The 21546-nt window shown below is 64.4% G+C and carries 25 protein-coding genes; 12 read left to right on the forward strand and 13 right to left on the reverse strand.

What is annotated here, in order from left to right:
• The 5 genes from JOZ76_RS11865 to JOZ76_RS11885 form a co-directional block, all read left to right on the forward strand.
• Positions 1-687: xylulokinase (locus JOZ76_RS11865; RefSeq protein ID WP_291698812.1), on the forward strand; the 687-nt coding region annotated here is incomplete at its 5' end.
• Positions 684-2006: a xylose isomerase gene (gene xylA, locus JOZ76_RS11870; protein ID WP_291698813.1), complete on the forward strand. Its 1323-nt coding sequence runs from the start codon at positions 684-686 to the stop codon at positions 2004-2006. The genes JOZ76_RS11865 and xylA, both read left to right, overlap by 4 nt.
• 45 nt (positions 2007-2051) lie before the next feature.
• Positions 2052-2825, forward strand: a complete 774-nt coding sequence (locus JOZ76_RS11875; protein ID WP_441300020.1) for an ATP-binding cassette domain-containing protein — start codon at positions 2052-2054, stop codon at positions 2823-2825.
• Positions 2825-3907, forward strand: a complete 1083-nt coding sequence (locus JOZ76_RS11880; RefSeq protein WP_291698814.1) for an ABC transporter permease — start codon at positions 2825-2827, stop codon at positions 3905-3907. The genes JOZ76_RS11875 and JOZ76_RS11880 overlap by 1 nt, the downstream gene beginning before the upstream one ends.
• 153 nt (positions 3908-4060) lie before the next feature.
• Positions 4061-4993: a sugar-binding protein gene (locus JOZ76_RS11885; protein WP_291698815.1), complete on the forward strand. Its 933-nt coding sequence runs from the start codon at positions 4061-4063 to the stop codon at positions 4991-4993.
• Between the two features lie 260 nt (positions 4994-5253).
• Here the strand turns inward: JOZ76_RS11885 and JOZ76_RS11890 are convergent, their stop codons facing one another.
• From JOZ76_RS11890 to JOZ76_RS11910, 5 genes are all read right to left on the reverse strand, one after another.
• On the reverse strand, positions 5254-5550 hold the full coding sequence (locus JOZ76_RS11890; protein WP_291698816.1) for a hypothetical protein: 297 nt from the start codon (positions 5548-5550) through the stop codon (positions 5254-5256).
• A 130-nt stretch (positions 5551-5680) separates the two neighbouring features.
• The gene (locus JOZ76_RS11895) at positions 5681-6232 is read right to left on the reverse strand and encodes an inner membrane-spanning protein YciB (RefSeq protein ID WP_291698817.1); all 552 of its coding nucleotides are present in this window, start codon (positions 6230-6232) and stop codon (positions 5681-5683) included.
• Positions 6233-6279: 47 nt separating this feature from the next.
• Positions 6280-6858, reverse strand: coding sequence for a hypothetical protein (locus JOZ76_RS11900; protein ID WP_291698818.1), 579 nt, complete (start codon positions 6856-6858; stop codon positions 6280-6282).
• Positions 6859-6991: 133 nt separating this feature from the next.
• Positions 6992-7402: an MAPEG family protein gene (locus JOZ76_RS11905; RefSeq protein WP_291698819.1), complete on the reverse strand. Its 411-nt coding sequence runs from the start codon at positions 7400-7402 to the stop codon at positions 6992-6994.
• 226 nt (positions 7403-7628) lie between these two features.
• The gene (locus JOZ76_RS11910; protein ID WP_291698820.1) at positions 7629-9029 is read right to left on the reverse strand and encodes a carotenoid oxygenase family protein; all 1401 of its coding nucleotides are present in this window, start codon (positions 9027-9029) and stop codon (positions 7629-7631) included.
• A gap of 109 nt (positions 9030-9138) precedes the next feature.
• Here JOZ76_RS11910 and JOZ76_RS11915 point away from each other — a divergent pair, with 109 nt between their 5' ends.
• Positions 9139-9855, forward strand: coding sequence for a TetR/AcrR family transcriptional regulator (locus JOZ76_RS11915; RefSeq protein ID WP_291698821.1), 717 nt, complete (start codon positions 9139-9141; stop codon positions 9853-9855).
• Between the two features lie 9 nt (positions 9856-9864).
• Here the strand turns inward: JOZ76_RS11915 and JOZ76_RS11920 are convergent, their stop codons facing one another.
• Complete coding sequence (locus JOZ76_RS11920; RefSeq protein ID WP_291698822.1) at positions 9865-10473, reverse strand: hypothetical protein; 609 nt, start codon at positions 10471-10473, stop codon at positions 9865-9867.
• Positions 10474-10651: 178 nt separating this feature from the next.
• Here JOZ76_RS11920 and JOZ76_RS11925 point away from each other — a divergent pair, with 178 nt between their 5' ends.
• Together JOZ76_RS11925 and JOZ76_RS11930 are read left to right on the forward strand one after the other, a co-directional pair.
• Positions 10652-11269: an SET domain-containing protein gene (locus JOZ76_RS11925; RefSeq protein WP_291698823.1), complete on the forward strand. Its 618-nt coding sequence runs from the start codon at positions 10652-10654 to the stop codon at positions 11267-11269.
• Between the two features lie 34 nt (positions 11270-11303).
• Positions 11304-11657 (forward strand): cupin domain-containing protein, encoded by a 354-nt coding sequence (locus JOZ76_RS11930; RefSeq protein ID WP_291698824.1) that lies wholly within the window; start codon positions 11304-11306, stop codon positions 11655-11657.
• Positions 11658-11782: 125 nt separating this feature from the next.
• On the opposite strand, the gene JOZ76_RS11935 is transcribed toward JOZ76_RS11930, so the two are convergent.
• Entirely contained in the window at positions 11783-12181 is a 399-nt protein-coding gene (locus JOZ76_RS11935; RefSeq protein ID WP_291698825.1) for a hypothetical protein, read from the reverse strand.
• Between the two features lie 36 nt (positions 12182-12217).
• Positions 12218-12466 (reverse strand): hypothetical protein, encoded by a 249-nt coding sequence (locus JOZ76_RS11940; RefSeq protein WP_291698826.1) that lies wholly within the window; start codon positions 12464-12466, stop codon positions 12218-12220.
• Positions 12467-12541: 75 nt separating this feature from the next.
• Between JOZ76_RS11940 and JOZ76_RS11945 the strand changes: the two genes are divergently transcribed.
• A complete protein-coding gene (locus JOZ76_RS11945; protein WP_291698827.1) occupies positions 12542-13363 on the forward strand; it encodes a helix-turn-helix domain-containing protein in 822 nt (273 codons plus the stop codon).
• A gap of 61 nt (positions 13364-13424) precedes the next feature.
• A complete protein-coding gene (locus tag JOZ76_RS11950) occupies positions 13425-14087 on the forward strand; it encodes a DsbA family oxidoreductase (protein ID WP_291698828.1) in 663 nt (220 codons plus the stop codon).
• Between the two features lie 2 nt (positions 14088-14089).
• Here JOZ76_RS11950 and JOZ76_RS11955 read toward each other — a convergent pair whose 3' ends face one another.
• The 4 genes from JOZ76_RS11955 to JOZ76_RS11970 all read right to left on the reverse strand — a co-directional run bounded on the left by JOZ76_RS11955 (position 14090) and on the right by JOZ76_RS11970 (position 18391).
• Positions 14090-15304 carry a GNAT family N-acetyltransferase gene (locus JOZ76_RS11955; protein ID WP_291698829.1) on the reverse strand — a complete coding sequence of 405 codons (1215 nt, stop codon included), beginning with the start codon at positions 15302-15304 and terminating at the stop codon, positions 14090-14092.
• Positions 15305-15439: 135 nt separating this feature from the next.
• Positions 15440-16486 carry an HD-GYP domain-containing protein gene (locus tag JOZ76_RS11960; protein WP_291698830.1) on the reverse strand — a complete coding sequence of 349 codons (1047 nt, stop codon included), beginning with the start codon at positions 16484-16486 and terminating at the stop codon, positions 15440-15442.
• A 198-nt stretch (positions 16487-16684) separates the two neighbouring features.
• A complete protein-coding gene (locus tag JOZ76_RS11965; RefSeq protein ID WP_291698831.1) occupies positions 16685-17734 on the reverse strand; it encodes an HD-GYP domain-containing protein in 1050 nt (349 codons plus the stop codon).
• 252 nt (positions 17735-17986) lie between these two features.
• Complete coding sequence (locus tag JOZ76_RS11970; protein ID WP_291698832.1) at positions 17987-18391, reverse strand: hypothetical protein; 405 nt, start codon at positions 18389-18391, stop codon at positions 17987-17989.
• Positions 18392-18557: 166 nt separating this feature from the next.
• Here JOZ76_RS11970 and JOZ76_RS11975 point away from each other — a divergent pair, with 166 nt between their 5' ends.
• Both JOZ76_RS11975 and JOZ76_RS11980 read left to right on the forward strand, forming a co-directional pair.
• Positions 18558-20003, forward strand: coding sequence for a caspase family protein (locus tag JOZ76_RS11975; RefSeq protein WP_291698833.1), 1446 nt, complete (start codon positions 18558-18560; stop codon positions 20001-20003).
• Between the two features lie 144 nt (positions 20004-20147).
• A complete protein-coding gene (locus JOZ76_RS11980) occupies positions 20148-20381 on the forward strand; it encodes a hypothetical protein (RefSeq protein WP_291698834.1) in 234 nt (77 codons plus the stop codon).
• Between the two features lie 45 nt (positions 20382-20426).
• Here the strand turns inward: JOZ76_RS11980 and JOZ76_RS11985 are convergent, their stop codons facing one another.
• Positions 20427-21107 carry a LytTR family DNA-binding domain-containing protein gene (locus tag JOZ76_RS11985; RefSeq protein ID WP_291698835.1) on the reverse strand — a complete coding sequence of 227 codons (681 nt, stop codon included), beginning with the start codon at positions 21105-21107 and terminating at the stop codon, positions 20427-20429.
• Positions 21108-21546: the final 439 nt, after the last annotated feature.

Consider the following 21546-nt stretch of genomic DNA (forward strand, 5'->3'; position numbering starts at 1 on the left):
ACATCAGGCGTGCTGTTTCGCGTCACCGATACATTTGCGCCGGCGCCGGCCTCCGCGGTTCACGCCTTCTGCCATGCGCTTTCCGGGCTCTGGCACCAGATGGGCGTGATGTTGTCGGCGGCCGCTTCGCTTGCCTGGCTCGCAAAGATCCTGGCGACCCCGGAGTCCGAACTTCTTGCGCCGCTCGGAGATGTCGTCGACCGGCCGAGCCCGGTGCGCTTCCTGCCCTATCTCGATGGCGAGCGCACGCCGCACAATGACGCCACCGCGGCCGGCGCCTTGGTCGGCCTGCGCAGCGCGACCGACCGTGGCGCCATCGTGCAGGCCGTGCTCGAAGGCGTTGCATACGCGGCGCGCGACAATCTTGCCGCGCTCGCGACCTCGGGTCCCGCGATCACCGAAGTCGACCTGGTCGGCGGCGGATCACGGTCGGCGCTATGGGCGCAGATCATGGCCGATGTGCTGGGCATCCCGGTCCACCGCGTCGAGGAGGGCGAGGTCGGGGCCGCACTCGGCGCCGCGCGGCTCGGCAGGCTCGCTGCGAGCAGCGAAAAGCCCGCCGAGGTGTGCCGCCGTCCGCGCCGGCTTGCGACCTTCGCGCCACGAACTGGCGCGGTCGCCGCCTACGACGACGCCTATGCGCAGTGGCGCAAGCTTTATCCCGCTCTGAAGGAGTTTTTCCCGTGAACGCACCCGCCCGGTTTTTCGAAACGACCGCCCCGATTTCCTTTGGGGGGCCGCAGGCGCCGTCGCCGCTCGCGTTCCGCTGGTACGACAAGGACCGCATCGTGCACGGCAAGCGACTGGAGGAGCATCTGCGCTTCGCGGTCTGCTACTGGCATTCGTTCTGCTGGGTCGGCAGCGATCCGTTCGGCGGCGAGACTTTTCTGCGGCCCTGGCACCACGGCACGGATCCGATGGCAATGGCCCGTGCCAAGGCCGAGGTCGCCTTCGAGCTGTTTCGGCTGCTCGACGTGCCGTTCTTTACCTTCCATGACGTCGATGCCGCGCCCGAAGGCAAGACGCTGGCCGAGTCCGTCCAAAACCTCAACGCCATCGCCGACATCTTCGAAGCAAAAATGGCCGCGCAGAAGGTACGGCTGCTCTGGGGAACGGCCAATTTGTTCTCGCACCGCCGCTACATGGCGGGCGCGGCGACCAATCCTGACCCGCAGGTGTTTGCTTATGCCGCGGGGCAGGTGAGGGCGGCGCTGGAGGTGACCCACCGGCTCGGCGGACAGAACTACGTGCTCTGGGGCGGGCGCGAAGGTTACGAGACCCTGCTCAACACCGACATGAAGCGCGAGCTCGATCAGCTCGGCCGCTTCGTGTCGCTGGTGGTCGAACACAAGCACAAGATCGGTTTTCCGGGCCCGATCCTGATCGAGCCGAAGCCGAAGGAGCCGACCAAGCATCAATACGATTTCGATGTTGCGACCTGCTACGGTTTTCTGGAGCGCTATGGTCTTACGAAAGACGTCAAGCTCAACATCGAGCAGAACCACGCCATCCTCGCCGGCCACTCCTTTCAGCACGAGATCGCGCTGGCGCAGGCGCTCGGCGTGTTCGGCTCGCTCGACATCAACCGCGGCGATGACCTGCTCGGCTGGGACACCGACCAGTTCGCGATGAACGGACAGGAGCTCGCGCTGGTGTTCCACGAGATCTTGAAAGGCGGCGGCTTTACGACCGGCGGGCTTAATTTCGACGCAAAGATCCGCCGCCAGTCGATCGATCCGGACGACCTGATTCATGCCCATGTCGGCTCGATGGATGCCTGCGCGCGCGCCTTCCTCGCGGCTTCCGTCATGCTGGACTCCGGCGTGCTGACCGACGCGCTGAAGGAGCGTTATGCGGGCTGGGATGGCTCAGAGGGGCGCGCGATCCTCGCCGGAGAACGCTCGCTCGCCGACCTCGCCGATCGGGTGCTTCGCTCCAGCACCGAACCGCAGCCGCGCTCCGGGCGCCAGGAATTTCTGGAATCTCTTGTCAACCGCTACGTCTGATCGTGCCATGATGCGACACGACATCAAAAGAACGGGAGGACGGGCATGACAATGGCGGCGGTCGAACAACCGCAGAGCGAACCGCTTCTGGAATTGAAGGGCATCGGCAAGGAGTTTGGCGCGATCCGCGCCCTCCACGACGTCGACATGAAGATCTATCCGGGCGAGGTGGTCGGGTTGATGGGCGACAACGGCGCCGGCAAGTCGACGCTGGTGAAAATCATCGCGGGCAATTTTCGGCCGAGCCATGGCGACATGGTTTTTGGAGGCGACGTGGTGCATTTCCATCGTCCGGTCGACGCCCGCGCGGTCGGGATCGAGGTCGTCTATCAGGACCTCGCGCTGGCCGACAATCTCACCGCGGCGGCCAATGTCTTCCTCGGCCGGGAGCTGACGCGCAAAGTCGGTCCGTTGTCGCTGCTCGACCACAAGGCGATGGCGGCACGCTCGCTCGAACTGTTCGGCGAACTGCGCTCCGAAACGCTGCCATACAATCTCGTCAAGCAAATGTCGGGCGGCCAGCGCCAGGCGGTCGCGATCGCCAGGACACGGCTCTCCAACGCCAGGCTCGTCATGATGGATGAGCCGACGGCGGCGATCTCGGTCCGCCAGGTCGAGCAGGTCCTGAGCCTGATCCATCGCCTCAAGGAGCAGGGCATCGCAGTGATGTTGATCTCGCACCGCATGCCCGACGTGTTTGCGGTCTCCGACCGCGTCGTCGTGATGCGCCGGGGCGAGAAGCGGGCCGACAAGCCGATCCGCGACACCAGTCCCGAGGAAGTCACCGCGCTCATCACCGGTGCTAAGGAGGCGGCGTGATGTCGGTGCCCATGGAATCCGCAGTCACCTTCTCCAATATTGGCCAGGCCAAATGGTGGCGCCGCGGCATCTTCGCCACGCAAACCGGCTACGTCACGGTGGCGCTGATCCTGCTCGTCGTGGTGATGAACTTCGCCTCGCCGTACTTCCTCACCGAAGGCAACATCCAGAACATGGCGAAGAACTTTTCGTTCATCGCCATCGCCACCCTCGGCATCACCTTCGTGATCATCACCGGCGGTATCGACCTCTCGGTCGGCTCGATGATGTGCTTCTCCGCCATGGTCACCTCGATGGTCATGAACGAGCTGTCGACGCCCGGCGCGGCCGGCGCCGCATGGTTCGTGCACCTCGCCGCCGACGGCAAGACCGTGCTCGCCACCGTGCCCGGGCTGATCTTGCTGATCTCGGTCCTTGCCGGGCTCCTGGCCGCGCTGATCGTCGGGCTCATCAACGGCTTCTGCGTCGCGGTGCTCGGGCTGTCGTCCTTCGTGACCACGCTCGGCATGCTCTCGATCGTGCGCGGGCTCGCCTATGTCGTCTCCAACGGCCGCGGCAGCTTTCCAGGCGGTCCGGACGCCGACTATTTTTATGCACTGACCTCGGGCGATCTCTACGGGCTGCCGGCCCCCTTCATCTATCTCATCCTGCTGGCGCTGGTGATGGCGGTGGTGCTGCATCACTCGACCTTCGGGCGTCACGTCTTTGCGCTCGGCGGCAACGAGAAGGCGGCCGAGCAGACCGGCATCTCGGTGGTCAGGGTCAAGATCGCGGTCTATGTGATCTCTGCGCTCGCCGCGGGCCTGCAGGGAATCATCATCTCCGGCTGGCTCGGCTCGGCGCCGGCGAACATGGCGACCTCATATGAGCTCAACGTGATCGCCGCGGCCGTGATCGGCGGCGCCAATCTCGCGGGCGGCATCGGCGGTCCGCTCGGCGCCATCGTCGGCTGCGTGCTGCTCGAGGTGATCCGCAACGGCCTCGTGCTGGCGCAGGTCAATTCCTACTGGCAGCAGACCCTGGTGGGCGTGATCATCATCGCGGCGGTCCTGGTCGACCGCGTTCGCTCGAAACTTTCATAGAGCATGAAGCGGAAAGGGATGTAGCGGTTTTCCGAAAGGATCATGCTCAGAAAAAAGATACTGGCCCAGAGGGCGCCAACAGGCGTCATCGTCTATCCGCCTCCGGGTCAGACTGTTTTTCAAGGATAGGCAAAAATATTGAGGAGGAGACACGTGAGGAAAATTCTGCTTGCCGCCGCCGCCGTCGCCATGATGGCGGCTCCGGCGTTTGCCGCGAACTATAAGTTCGCCGTGGTGCCCAAGGCGATGAACAATCCGTTCTTCGACGTCGCGCGCGACGGCTGCATGAAGCGGGCCAAGGAGCTCGGCAACGTCGAGTGCATCTACAAGGGACCGATCGAGCACGAGCCGGCGACGCAAGCCCAGATCATCCAGGACTTCATCACCCAGAAGGTCGACGGGCTCGCGATCTCGGTCGCCGACGTCGCCTCGATGACCAAGTCAATCGAGGCCGCGACCGCGGCCGGCATTCCCGTCATCACGTTCGACGCGGACGCGCCCGGCTCCAAGCGCATCGCCTATATCGGCACCAACAACAAGGATTTTGGGCTCGCGCTCGGTAAGCAATTGCTGCAGCTTCGTCCTGAAGGCGGCAAATACGCCATGGTGTCCGGCGGCCCTGGCGCCAAGAACCTCGCCGAACGTGTTGATGGTGTGCGCGAAGCCCTGAAGGGATCCAAGTGGGTCGAGGTGTCGGGCTCGCCGACCTTCTGCAACGACGATTCCGCGCTGGCCGTGCAGCAGATGACCGACCTGCGCACCGCGACGCCGGATCTCGCCGCGATCGTGCCGGTCGGTGGCTGGCCGATGTTCGCGCCCGAAGGCTACAAGGCCTTCGTCAACAAGAACAAGAAGGACATCGATGCCGGCAAGTTCACGCTGGTCGTCGCCGACACGCTGAAGATGCAGCTCGAGCTTTTGCGCGACGGCTATTCCAACGCGCTGACCGGCCAGCGGCCGTTCGAGATGGGCGAGAAGTCGATGGACACGCTGCTTGCGATCAAGAAGGGCGAGAAGGTGCCCGAGGTGATCTATACCGGCCTCGATCTGGTCACCAAGGACAACGTCGCCCAGCTCCTGAAGTAAGAGCGTTCCCTCCCGAGGGATAAACTGACGGTCCGGGGAATAGACCCCGGCCGTCCTTTTTGGTTCGATGATTGCGCTCGATTCCAGCGGGTTGTCGTCCCGGCAAGCGAGCTTTGGCGGCGCATCGCGCCGCCAAAGCGAGCGCAAGCCGGGAGCCATAACCACAGGACGTTGTGGTGTGGAGGCGTCGACCCGCGTGTGTTCCCCGAGGGATCGCGCGGTATGGGTCCCGGCGTTCGCCGGGACGACAACAGTCTTTTTTACGCCCGCCTTCCCGTGAACGGAAAACTGCCCATCGGGCCGATGCCCATCTCGCCGGACATGCTGTCGCCGGACACCTTGCCCGTAAATTCCAGCGTCAGCGGCATCGGGTTGTCGATCGAGACCTTCCAGGTGAGCTCGTTGCCGTTGACCGTGCCGTCAAAAATCTCCACCGAATTGCCTTCGGCGGCCTGCGTTCCCGTCAGCGTGCCGCCTGCGCTCTTCACGCTCAGCGTCGCATCGCGCTCGCCCATCGGGGTCGTCATGGTCAGGTTCCAGTCACCGTCCACGGCCATTCGTCTCTCCTCGTTCTCTTCAAATCTTCACAAAACCGGACACGGTTCTGGAATCGTCAGGGTGGGACCGCGCGGCATATAGCCCATCTCGCCACGCAAGAACACCGATCTGGAGGGGAGAGCGCGGCGATCAGGCGCGGGCCGCACGGAGGCGGCTTCTGACCACGGTGCGAAACATAACATATTGCACTCCGAATGCCAGAATCTTGGCCCCGACCGCGATGACCGAGACGTAGATTGACCACAACGTGAGGTCACCGGTCCTGGCCACCGCAATGGTACCCGCGCCGAGCGCGAACATCAGCGCCGCCCAGGCTAAGCCGGCGAACGTGACATAATCTGGGATGGCCTCGGCGGCGATCGGCGGCACATAGCGCAGCATCCAGCCGCGCTTGAGCATGACCGCACCGATCGCGAAATGAATGATCGCGGGCTTGGCCAGCACGAAGCGCGGATCATGCGTGAGGAGGGTGGCGCTGCCGAGCACGACGACCAGCGCGAGGCTCGCCCAGGTCATGAAGCCGAGCGAGTGTCCCTTGACGTGGGCGTAGATCATTTGGCCGACGGCGGCTGCGATCGCGACCGCGGTCGCCAGCACCAGACTATCTGTTGCAAGATAGACGACCAGGAACAGGATGGTGGAGAGAAAGTCGGTACCAAGCCTGACAAAGACGTCCCGCATCGTTGCTCCCTATCGAGGCTGCAGCGCCTGATCAATAGCGATTGGTGTTAGCGTGTTTCGGCAAGTGCGCCGGGCTGATGCAAGCCGTCCTTGGTCTTGCGATACTCCGGGTACCACCGCGTGAAATACAGTGCACTGTTGCGCGCGGCGAACGCGATCGCAAGACCGGTCCAGAACGGCAGCCCCGGCACATAGATCATCAGCAGATTACCGGCCATCATCAGGACCGCCGCCGACGCCCAGGCGCCGGTGATGGCATAATTGGCACGCAGGAAGCCTGGCATGGCCGCCGTTTCGACGGGCACCTCTTCCAGCGCATATTGCAGCGTGAAGGGATAGCGCATCAGCATCGAGCCGAGCGCGATCAGGAGCACCGCGCCATCGACGGCGAGCTTGACTGCGGAACTGCTCAGGCTCGGGTCGATGAATAGGAGATAGCCGCCAATGGCCGCGAACGCGACCGCCGATCCCGCGCCGAGAATTTTCAACGAGCGGCCGCGGGCCACGTCGAGGGCGACCACGGCAAGGCCGATCGCGGCCGCCGCGAACACGCTCACGGCGGCGGAGGTCAAGAGCATCAGCAGCGTGAATGCGCCGAAGGGGGAGAGGATCAGGAGGATAGCCATGACAGGATCCACGTCAATCTTTACATCGTAAAGATTTGTAGGCGCAGAAGCTGACGCCGTCAAGATTAATCTTTCCACTGTCAAAATTAGTTGATGTAACGGTGAAATATAGATATTCCAATACGTTGCTTGGCTAAGAACCGCCGACTGCAAATCGCGACAGGATCGACAGCGCTGAGGTCATCAGGAGGGCGATCGTGATCGTCACGCCGCCGGTGCGGCCGATGCGAAACCAAAAGGTGTTGGGCTTGGCGTACATGCCGAGCGGATGGAGCAGGCGCGCCACCAGCAGCGCGCCCATGAGAAGATGCACCCGTAGCGCCGACGTGCCGGACGCCTCCAGGAAGGCGATCATCAATGCTGTGATCGGCACGTATTCGGCAAAATGCGCATGGGCGCGGATCGCGCTACGCAGCGCGACGTTGCCGCTGTCGCCGAAGGCCGCGCGATTCATTCGCCGCAGCCGGATCACCTGAAGGGAGAGCACGACGTAGAGCAGGGCGAGCACGGCGAGATAGAAGGCGGTGATCGTGGGCATGTGCATCGCAGCCTCCAGCGGTGACGCGTCTCTGGTCTTGCTATGTCGCTAACCCTCATGGTGAGGAGGCGCTCTTGCGCCGTTTCCGGACGATGCTTCGCATCGCTCGGAGAACCATGAGTCGATGCTGCTGTCCGGGTCTCATGGTTCGAGACGCGCAGCTTTGCCGCGCTCCTCTCCATGAGGGTCTAATGGCGATGTATCGTCGCGCCGATGACAATCTCAGGTGTGGTTAGGCCGCTCCCACCCAGTTGCCATGAAAGCCGTCTGGAACGCGATGGCCGAGATGCACCAGTGCGACCGGGCCGGATGTGACATCGGTCGCGTTGAACACCGCGAGGTCGCTGCGATTGTCGCGGGCGCGCCAGGCCACCGCAAGCAGCCAGCCATCGCCTTCGGTAGCGTCTTCGCTTCGCGCCACGAATACCGGCTCGGAAATGGTGTCGCCCGGTGGCAGGAAGTACTGTCCGCGGCGGACGCCGTCGCCGCCGACATGGGCGATGCCGGACAGCCAGCTCCCGGCCGGCATCCCGGGATTGGCGCAGGCGTACCAGCCATGGCCGCTCTTCAGGCCGGCACGGCGATCGTCGATGCGCGGGAATTCGCCGGTGAGGTCGTCGAGATAGGTCTGGCTGAAGCCTTCGGTATTCCCCGTGAGATCGAACACCCAGCGGCACAGCCGCGCCCGCGATTTTTGCGGATCGGTCGGCCGACCGTCGGGATGCGGAAACAGCGGCGCCTCTTCGAACTGCATCACGTCGGCAATGATGCGGCCAGAGTCTTCCCAGGCGTTCATGACATGGAAGACGTAGCAGGTCTCGCCGCGGAACCAGACGATGTCATCGGCCGAACCACCCCGCTTCATCACACCGACATAGGCGCCCTTGTCGGGCTCCCAGGCATAGGGCGGCTGGCCAGCCATCGCGCGCGCCATGCTGCCGGTAATCGGGAGAATCGGAAACAGCAGGTGATTTTCCGTGACGATGAAGTCGTGCACCATGCTGGCATAAGGCGTCTCGAAGCGGTCGAACCGTGTCACCTTCCCGGCGGCGCTGACCGATCCGAAGGAGAGTGTGGGCGTGAGCGGACCTGCGGCATTGTAGCCGAAGAACACCATCTCGCCGGTCGAAGGATCGATCTTCGGATGCGCGGTGAAGGGCGCCTTGATGGCGCCGCCATAGTCGTGGTAGCCGCGCGTTGCCAGCGTGCCCGGCTCGATCTCGGTCGGCAGATGGCCCTCTTCCAGCGCCAGCAGGCGCCCCGCATGAAAGACGATGTTGGTGTTGGCGACGCCGCCATCGGTGACCGCGGCGGGCGCATCGGCCAGCTTTCGGCCGAAGCCGCCGAACAAAGCGCGGCCGGCATCGTGCTCGGCCAGCCATTTCGGGGTGCGGACCCAGCGGTTGCGATAGCTCGCACGGCCGCTCTCGAGATGGAAGGCGTGCAGCATGCCGTCGCCGACGAACCAGTGCGCGCCAGGGGAAGAGAATTGCGGATTGGGGCCGTTGCGATAGAGCGTGCCATTGAGTTCGCGCGGCAATTCGCCTGAAGTCTGCAGATGCGGCGCGTCGGCTTCGAAGGGGATCGGTGCGATATTGGCCCGCTCGGCGCGGCTCGGACGTTCGTGCAGCATGACCTGATCCTCCCCATATCTTTACATCGTAAAGATATGGTTATCGCGATCGGCGCGTCCGGTCAAGCAAAATCTTTACACTGTCAAAATGCCGTCATATAACGACGCGATGAGAAAGACGAACTCCACCGACCGCGCAGCCCAGCGCAGAAAACTCCAGCAGGCGGCGCCCCCGCGCCGCGGCGCCCGCGCGCCGCGTCCGCGACAGGAGACGCCGTATCACCACGGCGCGCTGCGCGACGCGCTGTTGGAAGCGGCCGAACGGGTGCTGGAGCGCGACGGGCTTGCCGGGCTGACCCTGCGTGCGGTGGCGCGGGAAGCCGGCGTCTCGCATGCCGCGCCCACACATCATTTCGGCGACCTCACCGGCCTTTTGAGCGAACTCGCCGCGGTCGGCTTTCGCCGTTTCAACGCGGCGATGGTGGCCGCCGCTGCCGCCGGGACCACGCCGGCCGCAAAAGCGATGGCGCGCGCCAGGGCCTATGTCGCCTATGCCGAGGCCAATCCCGGCATGTACGGGCTGATGTTCCGCACCGAACGGCTGGATTATTCACGCCCGTCGTTGCACGAAGCCGCCGAAGCCTCGTTCGCCGGGCTCGCGGGCGCGATCGGCGCCAGCCGCCACGAGCAGATCTCGGACCACGCCTTGACCCTGGAGCAGGCGGCGGCGATCGCGCGCGCCTGGTCGCTGGTTCATGGCTTCACCATGCTGCTGCTCGACGGCCGGCTCGCCGACATGTTGGAGCGCTCGCCGGCGGGCACGACCGCGGACATGCTGCTGGATGCGATGCTGAAAGTGACGATCACGCGCGGGCAGGATGCGTAGCAGCGTTCATCAATGCTGCTGCGCCAGCTCGACCGCGCGGCCGCTCGTGCCGATCACCTTGACCTGATCGGTGCCGCATTTGAAGTTGCGGGCGAGCTCGTCGGCGGCCTGGCGGGCGAGCTCATCGGCATTCGGGTTGGCTGCGACGTCGACATAGGCGACGTGACACACCGGCCCCGGCGGCAGGCGCGTCACCACGAGCATCGGCCTGGTCGCCGGGCGGCCGTCCCCGTCGGTCTCACTCTTGTCGGCGAGCTGCCAGCGCTGGATGATCGCAAACGGCACGCTGCCCCCCATCCGCCATTCGATGGTGCGGAGCGCCGCGCTCGAGGGACCGAACCAGGCCTGCGCGGCGGGCTCGTTCCCGGCTTGAGCCTTGTCGCGCCCGACTGAGATGGTCTCGCGCGTCTCGCCCTCGTTGACGAACACCACGAGTCCCACCTTGCCGCGACAGACCCGCGTGGTGTTGTCGTCGACCTGTTTCTCACCGTTGATTCCCCAGCAATTGACCGCTTTGGTCGAGCTGTAGGAGCTGCCGAACACGCCTGCGGCGCTGGCTTGTGAGCCGAATGCGGCGGCAAGGAGCGCAGCGGCAAGCGTCATGCGGATATGTGACATGGGAACCTCATGCTCATTTCTCGGCGCTTTGGCGGAAAACTTGGTCGTTTTTGGGGACACGAGAACTGGGGAACATCAGCGGAAAACGTTTGAAATACCTGACAGCAGCGCGGAATCGTCTTAAAGAAGGGCGGCGCTCGCCATCCCTTTGAATGCGTCCGTCAGTTTCCCTCTGGTCATGCCTGCCATTTCGTCGAACAAACCCTATCGCGTTGGACGTTCCAAGACCGGTCTCGGCCTCTTCGCCACCAAGCCGATCAAGAAGGGCGCCAGGATCATCCGCTATTTCGGGCCACTCCTGGATTCCCGGAAGAAGGATGACGATGCGATCGAGAACAAATATCTGTTCGAGCTGAACGACCGCTGGACCATCGACGGCTCGGTCCGCAAAAACGTCGCCCGCTACATCAATCATGCCTGCAGGCCCAACGCGGAATCCGACGTCAAGCCCCGCAAGCGCAAGGTGTTCATCCGCGCGATCAAGAACATCGAGCCGGGCGAGGAGATCAATTACGACTACGGCACCGATTATTTCAAAGCCTATCTGAAGCCGATCGGCTGCAAATGCGAGGCCTGCGAAAGGAAGCGCAAGAAGAAACGGGCCGAGGCGCGCGCCGAGCGGCTGAGGCTCAAGGAGAAGGCGGAGCGCAAGGCGCGCCGCAAGGCCGAGAAGCTCGGCAAGCGAGGAGCCGGCAACACGGCCGGGAACGGAGCGAAAGCCCGGCGGAAGCCGAACGGCGCGGCCAAGGGCCCCAATGGCCGGCTCGCCAATGGTCACGACCGCGCCTCGGCCTGACGTTGCAATCCGGACCTTCAATGAGGAGAGCGCGATGAGCGAGGCTATTGATCTGGCCGAGAAGCTTGCAACCTTCTCCGAGCATTTTTCGCCGCGGACCGTCACCCAGTTCAATGACTGTGATGTCATGGTAGCCAAGCTCAAGGGCGAGTTCATCTGGCACAAGCACGATGAGACCGATGACTTCTTCTTCGTTTTGAAGGGACAGCTCGACATCGAACTGCGCGACAAGACCGTCGCGCTCGGGCCGGGGCAGATCTACGTCGTGCCCAGAGGCGTGGAGCATCGGCCCGTGGCAAGGGAGGAAGTCCATATCCTCCTGATCGAGCCGACCGGCACGCCCAACACGGGCGACGCCAGGACGGCAGCGCCGCGCAAGCTGGCTTAAGTCATTCCGGGCGCCTCGAAGAGGCGAACTATGGTGCGCGATTGCGCACCTGAGAATCTCGAGATTCCGGGTCTGGTCCTTCGGACCAGCCCGGAATGACCGTGTGAGTACGAGCCGCACTTAATCTACGCCGCGACCGCCGCGCTGCTGCGGCGCAAGCCCATATATTGCAGCTCGGCAAAGATGCCGGTGGCCAGGGCCTGGGCGACGACGACGATCTCGCCTAGCACGTTCGGGCTTACCGCGCCCGAGAGCAGCAGCACAAAGCTTGCGAGCGTCCACGCCGCATTGCCGGCGACCACCAGCACGACCAGCGCCTTCGGGATGGCAGGCCGCGTGGCGAGCCAGCCGACCAGCGCCGTATACGCGATCAGGAACAGGCCGGTCTCGCGGAGCAGCGCTTCGGGAAGCTGAAGCAGGGGCGCCAACACGCCGGCGTCGAGTGTCATGGCAAGGGCGCTGACGCCACTGAAGACGGCATCGGCAAGAAGTGCGCGGCGCAGCAAGGTGGACGAGTGGATCATGGCAGGTCTCCTTTTCGGCTTGGGGTGAAGAAACGGTCAACTGAGGGCACGCCAGAGCGCACGCAGCCGGTGCGCGAGGCGGCGCGGGCACAGCGATTGGCCGACGCTGGTCTCGATCGCCTGCACCTGGGCGAAAACGGCCATGCCGGCACTGAGCACAAGCGGCTGGGGCATGTTGAGTGCGCGCGCCAGGATCAGGCTCGCGATGTCCAGGAGCCAGCTTGCGATGGAGGTCAGGGTAGGCAGCAGAAGCAGGATCATGGTCATCTCCTTGACGCCGAACATGACTGCTCCCGCGAGGCATTTCGATTACGTGGCAGGTAATGGAACGGGTGAAATGCACATGCTAGGTTTTCGACCATGAACGCACAGGCTTCCACGGCGCGAGCCGAACCAACCCGTCCCGCCCATGTCGGCGATCACCTGCGCGAATGGCGGCAGCGGCGGCATCTCAGCCAGCTCGACCTCGCGGTCGATGCCGAGATCTCCGCGCGTCATTTGAGCTTTGTCGAAACCGGCCGTGCCGCGCCGTCGCGCGACATGGTGCTGAAACTGGCGGAGCGACTGAACGTGCCCCTTCGCGAACGCAACGTACTGCTGGTCGCGGCCGGCTTTGCCCCGGCCTTTCCGCAACGCGCGCTGGACGATCCCGCGCTGAAATCGGCGCGCGCCGCGATCGAGCTGGTGTTGAAGGCGCACGAGCCGAACCCGGCGCTGGCCTATGACCGGCACTGGAATCTGGTCACCGCCAATCGCATGGTGGCGCCGCTGCTCGAGGGGCTCCCGCAGCATCTGCTCGCACCGCCCGTCAACATCCTGCGGCTCGCCTTTCACCCCGAGGCGCTCGCCCCGCGCACGGTCAATGTCGCCGAATGGTGCGGGCATCTCTTGGAGCGGCTGCACCGGCAATGCGAGACCACCGCCGACCCGGAACTGCTAAAGCTCTATCATGAGCTCAGGGCGTATCCGCTTCCCGCGCGTGCCGCGCCGCTGCCGCCGGACAGTGTCGCGATCCCCTTCCGCCTGCGCCACGGCGGCGAGGTGCTGACCTTCATGTCCACGACGATGGTGTTCGGCACTCCGGTCGACGTTACGTTGTCGGAATTGGCGCTGGAGACGTTCTTTTCCGCCGACGACCTGACGGCAGAGCGCATGCGGCAGATGGCTGCCAGCCTGAAGTAGGGCTTGTTTGGCGGGCTGTCGGACTTACTTTCCGTCAAATCGTTCGACGAGGAGACCCGCGATGAGCCTCAAGCCGCTGAAAATCGACATCGTCTCCGACGTGGTGTGCCCGTGGTGCTATATCGGCAAGCGCCGCATCGAGGATGCCCTGGCGCTCGTGCCCGACGTTCCCGTCGAGGTGCATTTCAGGCCGTTCTTCCTGAATCCCTGGGTGCCGCGCGAGGGCATCAGCCGCGAAGAATATCTTAAGACCAAGTTCGGCTCGGTCGATGCCTATAAGGGCATCGCCGCGCGCGTGGTCGCGGCGGCGAAAGAGGAGGGGCTCGTCTATCGGCCCGATCTCGTGCAGCGCCAGCCCAACACGACCGACTGCCATCGCCTGATCCATTGGGCCGACGCGATCGGCAAAGCGGCCGAGATGAAGCAGCGGCTGATGGAATTGTACTTCCGCGATGGCGGCGATCTCACCGACACCGAGGTGCTGGTCAAGGCCGCGGCCGACGTCGGGTTAGACGCCGATGACGTGCGCCGCCGGCTTGCGACGGACGAGGACGTCGCGCTGGTGTCGGGCCAGGCGCAGGAGGCCGCCGACAAGGGCGTCTCGGGCGTGCCGACCTATGTGTTCGCGCAGAAATACGCTGTGTCCGGCGCGCAGGCCCCCGAGCTGCTGGCCCGCGCCATCCGCCAGGTCTCGGCGGAGGTCAACGCGCAGGCGGCGGAATAGCTTTAACTCGCCCGCAATCTCCGAACCGTCCGAACCGTGCGGCGGGCGAGGTCGAGCGCAGCAAGACGAGCGGCCAACGCCGCATGGATCAACGGCACGAGTGGATCACGCTTTCGGAGCGGGATCAGCACGTCGCCGACCGCAAAGCGTCCGCGCCAGATCGGGTTGATCATGGGATGGTCGGGTGCGGCCGTCGAATCGGCCGATGCGATGGCAGGGTCGTCGCAGAGATGGCGCGTCAGTTCGAGCGTGAGCTGGACGCCCGGCGAGAATTTTGCAAGGCGCTCGTCGACGCCGATCTTGAAGAAGAAGGCGCGGTCCTGATGCCGCAGCACGATGCCGGAAGCGACAGGCGATGCGCCGGCGCGAAGCGTGATGATCTCGCACTGGCCAGTGTCGGCAAGCGCTGTCGTGGCGCGGCGAATGAAGACGGCGTCACCCTTGTTATGCGTCAGCGCGGTGCCGCGCCGGCCCTTCCAGCCACTGGCTTCGAGCGCCAAAAATGTTTCGAGCGCCGCCGTGACGTCCTCGCGCGATCTCGCGACGTCGAGGCTGACGGCGCCGTGTTCGGCGAGCCGGTGGCGCAGGCGCCGCAACTCCTTCAGCTTCTTCGCGCCGAGTGCTTCGCGGAGCAGTTCCTCGGGCTCGCGTGTCGCATCGAGACAGGCGCGCTGATGCGATTGCAGCACATGAGGCCGCAAGCCGTCGCGCAGCAGGATCTGGCCAAAGGCTTTCACGACCGGACCATCGAGCGATACCTCACGCAGCAGCAGCGCATGGGCACCGGCGCGACGCGCCACCTCAATGAGGCCGGCCGCGGCGTCCAAAGGCCGGTCGCGATCGAGCGGCGGGGTGCACAGCGTGCCATAGGGATGCGCGCTGGCCAGCGCGGGCAGGGGGATCTTGCAGGCGCGCCACAGCGAAATCGCAGGTAGCAGGCCGATCAGCGCTGAGGCATCAGCGGTATCGGCCCAGGCGCTGAGGGCAGAGGCTCCCGTGCGTCCCGGCGCCGAGGCATTCACCGCCAATTCCCAATCGGGCAGATAATAGCCGTTCGGCTCGACCGCGCGCCGGCTCAGTGCTCGCCACGCCTCGACGGACACGCCGGTGAGCGGTCTAAGGCGTGTCGCGGCGTCGCGCACCGTCGCAGCCGGCGCGCGCGCGGCGTCGCTTGCCGATGCACGTGCCTGCAGGGTTCTGTCGACAATCTCCGCCACGTCCGCTTTCCCCGTTCACGCGTGCGGCGGCACGCGTCGAGTCCCCGGCGAGGCTAGCGGAAGGATTCCAAGACTTCGTTGGAAAGGCGCGACAATTCGAGCTGATATCTTAACCGCCCGTTCAGCATCCGCCTTTTACCGCGTCAGGGCGACCTCCTTGAAGGCGGCCACCAGCGGCTCCTCCAGCTTGCACTTCATGCGCTGGATGGCCTTGTAGGCCTGCTGTCGCGACATCGTCGGCTTGTGCCTTCGATGCTCGATCAGCGCGGAGAAGATATCGGCAATCGTCAGGATTCTGACCAGGTCGGGGATGCTCCTTGCGGACAGCGCGTCCGGATAGCCGCTGCCGTCGAGATATTCATGGTGATGCATGACGGCGTCGAGCAGCTCCGGCGAGATGCCCGCCGTCCGCTTCAGCGCCACATAGCCGGCGAGCGGATGGGTCTCGAACAGCGCCCGTTCGCGGCCTTCGATGCAGTCCTCCTTTTCGAGGATCGCCGGCGGGATCGTGGCCTTGCCGACGTCATGAAGCATCGCGGCGAGATAAAGCCGCTCCAAATCCTCCCGCGCCAGACCGAGGCTCATGCCGAAATCGACGGTGACGCCGGTCACCAGCAGGCAATGCTGATAGGTGCCTTCATGGTGACGGCGGACCGTCGCGAGCCAGTTGGAGAGGCCGCCTTCGGCGACGCTGTCTGCGATCTTTCGTCCCGTGCCCTCGATGTCCTGGAAGTCGATCGGCGTCTTGCTCAGGACCGCGGAAAACATCGAGGCGATGCACGCTGCGCCTGCGGCGGCCGCCTCCTGGACGCTGGGCGAGATCCTGCCGGAAGCGCCCGCAAACGTGCTGTCGACGAGCTTGGCCAGCAGTTGCGCGTGGTCGACCGGGGCAGGCAGCACGCCGGTCGCGCCGAGCGCATAGGCCTGGACGGTGGACAGCCGCGATTCGTGATCGAGTACAAAAATCCGCTTGGCGATGCAGCTCAGCCTTCTGCTGAACTGCTTAATCGCCGCGATGTTGTCGACGACGCGCAGATCGGCCGCAACCAGGACGGCGTCGACGTTGCCGACCCTGATTTGGGCATCGCCGATCGGTTCGGACGTGATCGCAAATTGGCGCTCCAGCATCGCGCGCAGCGTCGAGATTTTCGCTGGACTGTCGCCGATCACGTGGACGCGCATGAAAAAGTCTTTTCTCAAAAAGATGGGCCGCTTGGGCTACGGTTTCCAATGCAGCTAGATATCTCCAAGAAGAGCGAGTTTTTCGTAAAGACGGCGCAAATTGCCGGCTTGCCGTCCGACGTTCGGACCGAAGGGAGAATTGGTTGCGCGTGCCGTTTGTGCGGCAGGGGCAACGCTGCGTTAATGCTGCTGCATTCGTCAGCGCGTCAGCGCGACCTCCTTGAAGGCCATGACCAGCGGCTTTTCGAGCTTGCCGTTCATGCCCTGGATGGTCTGGTAGGCCTGCGGCCGCGGCATCGTCGGCTTGTAGTTGCGGTGCTCGATGAGCGCGGCGAAGATGTCCGAGATCGTCAGGATCCGCACCAGGTCCGGAATGCTTTCCGAGCACAATGCGTCGGGATATCCGCTGCCGTCGAGAAATTCGTGATGATGCAGCACGGCATCGAGCAGTTCGGGGGTTACCCCTTCGCTGCCCTTCAGCGCCTCGTAGCCAGCCGCGGGGTGGGTCTCCACCAGCGTGCGTTCCTCCGGCTCGAGCCGGCCGGGCTTGTCGAGAATGGCCAGCGGAATCTTTGCCTTGCCGATGTCATGCAGCATGGCGGCGAGATAGAGCCGTTCCAGATCAGTGCGCGAAAGCCCGAGACTGAGGCCGAAGTCGACGGCGATCCCGGTCACCAGCAGGCAATGCTGATAAGTGCCTTCATGATGCTGGCGCACGCTCGCGAGCCAGTGCGAGAGTCCGGCTTCGGCGATGCTGTCGGTGATCTTTCGTCCCGATCCCTTGAGGGTCTTGAGATCGACCGCCTTGCGATGCAGGGCGGACGAGAACATCGAGGCAATGCAGGCCGCGCCGATGGCCGCGGCTTCCTGGATATCCGGCGGCGTCCGGTCCGGCGAAGCATCAACCAGCTTCTTGTCGATGAGCTTTGCCATCAGCCCCGCGCGGCCGACTGGGTTCGACAGCACCGCCGTGGCGCCCAGTGCATAGGCCTGCACCTCGGACAGGCGCAATTTCTGATCGAGGATGAAGATCCGCTTGGCGATGCGGTTCAGCCGGTTTCCGATTCTCTTGATCGCCGTGATGTTGTCGACCGAGCGCAGATCGGCCGCGACCACGACGGCGTCGAGCGCATCGGCCCTGATCTCGGCATCGCCGATCAGTTCGGACGTGATCGAACATTGACGCTCAAGCAGTGCGCGCAACGTCGCGAGCTTGGCAAGGTTGTCACCAATCACGTGAACGCGCATGGAAAGCCCAAATCCCCGCGGAGAATTCTTCTCGCAGCACCCGCTGCAAACGCACGGATATTCCCGTGAACTCGTACTTTTTCCGTAAAAAAGACGTGGCACGTCCGAACAGGTGATTCAACGCTTGCTCACCAATGTCTGTCGCGGGCGAGCCGACGCCTTCAAAAAGCCGTAGAAATACGGACCGACGGCGGCGGTCATCGACGAATTGCTCAGGAGCGGCGCCGAGTCTGAGCCTACCGAACGAGCAGCTCAGATCGGCTCGTACGTCTCCGAGCCGCAATTGTCCTCGGTGCCGACACGGCGTCGATCGAGGATCGTGCCGTCGCTGATCGTGATGCGATAGGTCTGCGATCCCAGCGGTTTGCCGGTTGCGGAATCGACCTCGGCCCGGACGCATGCGGTCCAGCCGTGTCCCTCGCCATCGTGCAACGGCCGCGACACGCGCACCTGGCGCGGATGCGAGGTGGTCATGAAAACCGCATCCAGTTTGTCGTGGACCATCTGCTTGACGTCGGGAGCAGGCTCGGGCGGCAGCGGCGCGGCTGCCTGCGCGCGCATGAATTGCGGGAGCGAGGCATGGCTGTCCGCGGCGCATGCCGACAGCATCAGCGCCGAGACGCCTAGCAACGTCCAACGAGCAATGATCCCCCGCATACGCGAAATTGTCCCTGCCGGACAATCTTACCGCGGCCGACCGGAGCCGCCATGCTTCCCCCGATCAACAATATCTGATCCAGCCGCCTTCGACATGCCTTGTTTTTGAACCCGTCCACAGCAGACGCCAACCAAGGGGGAGGTGAATGTAAACGGAGATGTCGCCATGTTTCCCCGTGTACTTTGCGCCGCCCTCGCACTCGCCGCCTTCGCCGCGACGTCCGATGCCGCGCGCGCCGAAAACCGCCTTGCGCTGGTGATCGGGCAGTCCGCCTACCGCGCGGTCACGGCGCTGCCCAATCCGGCCAACGACGCCAACGCGATATCGAAACTGCTGACCGATGCCGGCTTCGACGTGACGCTGGCCGCCGACCTGACGCAAAAGGACATGAACGAGAAGGTCGGCGACTTCGCCGCAAAGATCGCCACCAGGGGCCCGGACACCGTGGCGCTGTTGTTCTATGCAGGGCACGGCCTGCAGGTCGATGGCGAAAATTATCTGGTGCCCGTCGATGTCGACCCGAAACGGGAAACCGACATCCCGCTGCAGGCGGTGCGGCTGAACGACGTCCTGAACACATTGAACGCGGTGCCGAGCAGGATGCGGCTGCTGCTGCTCGACGCCTGCCGCAATAATCCATTCCCCGCCATCAGCCCGACCGCGGGCCATGGTCTTGCGCTGGTTGATACCAAAAGCGGTGCGCCCGGCACGTTTCTGTCCTATTCGACCGCGCCCGGGGCGGTCGCGGAGGATGGCGATGGCGCCGACAGCCCCTATACGACGGCGCTGCTTGCGGCTGCGCGCGAACCAAATTTGCCGATCGAGGAGGCCTTCAAGCGCGTCCGCGTCGCCGTGAACAAGGCGACCGAGGGCCGCCAGACGCCCTGGGAAAGCTCGTCGCTGACAGAGGATTTCAGGTTCGTGGCGGGCGCTGCGGCTGCCGCGCCTGCTGCGGCCAATGCCGGACCGATGCCGGCGGCCACGAGGCGCAGCGTCGAGGACTGGCAGCGCGACCTCAAGGGCAAGCCGATCGCACTGGCCAATGAAACCATTGTCGCCGACGGCACGGTGGAAGCATGTGAAGCCTTTGTCACCCTGTACACCGATCCGCCGTTCAGCCCGCAGGCGCGGCAATGGCTCGATCTGCATCGCCGGATGGTGGCGTGGAAAGACGCGGTGCTGCTCAACACCGCGGCCTCCTACCGGGCGTTCCTCGCAAAATATCCGGACAGCGATCTGACGCCGACCGCGCAGCGGCTGGTCGAGCGGCTGCGCAACCGTCCGAGCCCGCTGCCCGTGGTCGCGGCGCCTGCGACTGTGCCCACCACGCCGACCAATGTCGCGCTCGGCCCGACCTGTCCTTGCAACGCGCCGGTGCAGCCGGTCAAGAAGGCCGACGCGCCGGTCAAGAAGACGGATGCCGATCCCCCGCGGCGCAAGCGGCCGCCGCGGGTCGATGATGGCGGCGGTGATGTCGTGATCTATCGCCAACCGCCGCCGCCCGAAGTCATCTACGGACCACCAGTCGGCGTCGGCATCGGAATCGGAATTGGCGGCGGCCATTGGGGCGGCGAGCGCGGCGGCGTGAACGGACCCATCCGCCGCTACTGACAGTTGAGCTGATATGGCAAGGATGCGGCGATCTTGCGGATCGCCGCATTCGTCATCTGTAGGACTTTTCTAAAGTATCGGAAATGCGTTTGCCGGCCTCTGTCGGCAGGCTAAGATGCCTGCAAGCGGACGAAGAGGGACACAATGCGGACCATTGTCATGGCCACGGCGCTGATGGCGCTCCTGATGGTGCCTGCGCAGGCGCAGATGATGGGCGGGGGCGGCCGGGGAAAGAACACGAGCGACCTCAGGAGCCCGGAGCAGAAGAAGCCCGTCGTCGACGAGAAGGCCTACAAATCCGCGATCGAGCGCATTCCGGAACCCAAGGAGAAATACGATCCCTGGGGCGTGGCGCGTCCGCAATCGGGCAAGCCATGATGACCCCTTCTGCTTGCCAGGCGTGATCGCGCCAAAACCCTCTGGTTAAGCCGCGAGATGGGCGACGGCCGTTTTGAAGCGGCGGCTGCAGGCGACGGTTTCGCCGGTGTCGAGCCTGACTTCGAAATCGCCGGACTGCCGCCATTCCAGCGCCACGACCCGCTTCAGGTTGACCAGCCGGGTGCGATGCACCCGGACGATGCCGAGCGGCGCCAGCCGGTCTTCCTGGGTCTGCAGGGTGGCGCGCACCAGATGGGTGCGATTTGCCGTCAAGCGATATTCGACGTAATTGCCGGCCGACGTCACCGAGATGATCTCGGCCGGATCGATCAGGACGCTGATCCGGCCATCGCGCAGCCAGAACTCTCGGAGCGGCGCCGGGCGTTCGATGATATCAGGAACGCTTTCCCCTGATACGATGACGATATGCTCGGCCAGCCAGAAAATGATGACGAGGCCGGAAAAGCCCAGGAGGTCTTTGCGCATCTCGTAGAGAAACTGGCCTGCCCACGGAAATGAGTAGGACCAGCCGCCGAGACGATAGACGAATTCTCGCAGCAGGCCCATGCCGACGACGTGGAGCGCCGAGTAGGCGAACACCAGGCAAACCGCGCCCGCAAGTCCGAGCACAACGCGCCGGCCCGCGCTCGCCCGGATCAACGCTGCTGCAAGGTGGGCAAGCGGCAGGAGCGCGATGATGACGACGCCGCTCGTGGCGTCCCACATCGCGGGTTCCCAAAGATTATGTGGCGTCCCCAGGCGCCATGACACATCGCGGGCTTCGCTCATCGCGCTGAGCGTGCATGAGACGACGACCATTCCCGTGGCGATCGCATAGGCCATTCGAAGCGGAAGTCGCCTGTCGCCACCGCCGGCCTTCGAATTCGAACCGCTCGTCTCAGCGGCGGCCGATTCGTCCCGCCGACGCAACCACCCATCCCATCGGAGCTGGACGGGAGGCGCGCTTGCCATTCGGATGAGGGACCTAATCACGGGCGCCGGACAGGGAGGGTTCGGAATGCCGATCATGGTCATCCTATACCGCGGCCGCGCGGCCGTGAAGGCAGGCAGAGATGAGGCGATTTGCAATGCGGGATCTGTCCGACAAGGCCGTGTTTCTGCTCGTGATTCTGCTGATCGCGAGCCCTGTGCGAGGCTGGGACCA

The sequence above is a fragment of the Bradyrhizobium sp. genome (assembly GCF_019244115.1).
In the GTDB taxonomy this organism is placed as follows: domain Bacteria; phylum Pseudomonadota; class Alphaproteobacteria; order Rhizobiales; family Xanthobacteraceae; genus Bradyrhizobium.